At 59.0% G+C, this 1,525-nt stretch carries 2 protein-coding genes; both read left to right on the plus strand.

What is annotated here, in order from left to right; translation table 11 throughout:
- Nucleotides 1-77 precede the first annotated feature (77 nt).
- Nucleotides 78-494 (plus strand): transposase, encoded by a 417-nt coding sequence (locus A2J01_RS30415; protein ID WP_030537394.1) that lies wholly within the window; start codon nt 78-80, stop codon nt 492-494.
- A 179-nt stretch (nt 495-673) separates the two neighbouring features.
- Nucleotides 674-1,492, plus strand: coding sequence for a DDE-type integrase/transposase/recombinase (locus A2J01_RS30420; RefSeq protein ID WP_081377669.1), 819 nt, complete (start codon nt 674-676; stop codon nt 1,490-1,492).
- Nucleotides 1,493-1,525: the final 33 nt, after the last annotated feature.

Genomic DNA, 1,525 nt, shown 5'->3' on the forward strand with positions numbered 1-1,525 from the left:
CCCTCTCTGTCAGGATTTAGTGAGACACTCGGAGGCAACCGAGATCACTCACTGAGGGCATGAAACGAGCACCACCGATGAGCAGCCCGAACCCCGAAACACCGTCAGATTCGCCGGCGGATCCTGCCCCGAAACCGACCCGCAGAACCTTCACCACTGAATACCGCAACCGCATCCTCGACGAATACAACAACGCCCCACACGGAGAGAAATCTGCAGTCCTGCGCCGCGAAGGTTTGTACCAATCTCAACTCCGAGAATGGGCCCAAGCCAGAACCGCAGCGGCCGGGAAGTCTCGACCGAAAGCGGTCGCCCATCCCGACACCGACGCCGCGACACGTAAGGAAATGGCCCGACTGACACGCGAGAACGCTCGTCTGGCAAAGCAATTGACGCAGACGGAGGCCGCGCTCGAGATCATGGGAAAACTTCACGTGCTCTTGGAATCCATCTCCGAGAGCACGGACACACCGCCCTTACCGAAGACGCACTGAACAGCACATTCGCCGACCTGCGAGCCGCCGAAATCCCCACCAGGCGATCCTGCATCCTGATCGGGCGATCCCGCGCCACCCACTACCGTCACCAGCAACCACCCGTTCAAGGTCCCCGGAAACCAAGACCCATCCCGGACAACGGCCAAGCGCTCACCGCATCCGAGCGAGCGAAAGTTTTGACCGTCATCAACAGCGACAAGAACGCTGACCTGGCCATATGTCAGATCTGGGCGCGGGAACTCGACGAGGGAAACTACTGGTGTTCACTGTCGAGCATGTATCGGATCGCCGCCGCGGCCGGACAAAACCGTGAACGCCGACGAACAGCGACACATCCACCGAAGGCGATCCCCGAACTCCTCGCCGACGGACCTTCACAGGTCTGGACCTGGGACATCACCAAACTTCGCGGGCCCACCAAGGGCGTGTGGTTTCACCTGTACGTACTGATCGACATCTACTCTCGCTACAACCCGTCGTGGATCGTGGCTGCACACGAAAGTGCTGAATTGGCAGCTGAATTCATTGCGGAAGCAATCGAGCGCAACGGCATCGCCCCGCACACCGTCCACGCGGACCGCGGCACTTCGATGACCTCAGGATTGGTGTCGGAACTGCTCACCAACCTCGGCATCACCCGGTCGCATTCACGACCGCGAGTATCGAACGACAACCCGTACTCCGAGTCGCAATTCAAGACTCTGAAATACCTGCATGATTTCCCGACTTCGTTTGCATCACTGGATGATGCACGAGTGTTCTTGGAAGGATTCTTCAACGAGTACAACCATATTCACCGTCATTCGGGAATTGCCTGGCATACGCCGGCGTCGGTGCACTTCGGGACCGCTGACGCGGTCGACGAGGCCCGGCAGATCACTCTGAACGAGGCTTACGTCGCGAACCCTGCCCGGTTTTCGCGCCGGCCAAGTCCGCCCGAGATGCCGACCGTATTCTTCATCAACGAACCGGTCTCGGAATCGCAGATCAACTGAACGTCACTGTCTCACTTGACTTGACACATAGCG

The sequence above is a fragment of the Rhodococcus sp. EPR-134 genome, from assembly GCF_001647205.1.
Classification (GTDB): domain Bacteria; phylum Actinomycetota; class Actinomycetes; order Mycobacteriales; family Mycobacteriaceae; genus Rhodococcus_F; species Rhodococcus_F qingshengii.

Excerpts from the sequence above, each read along its gene's own strand:
- A2J01_RS30415 (WP_030537394.1), top strand. The coding sequence starts at position 78 with ATGAGCAGCCCGAACCCCGAAACACCGTCAGATTCGCCGGCGGATCCT.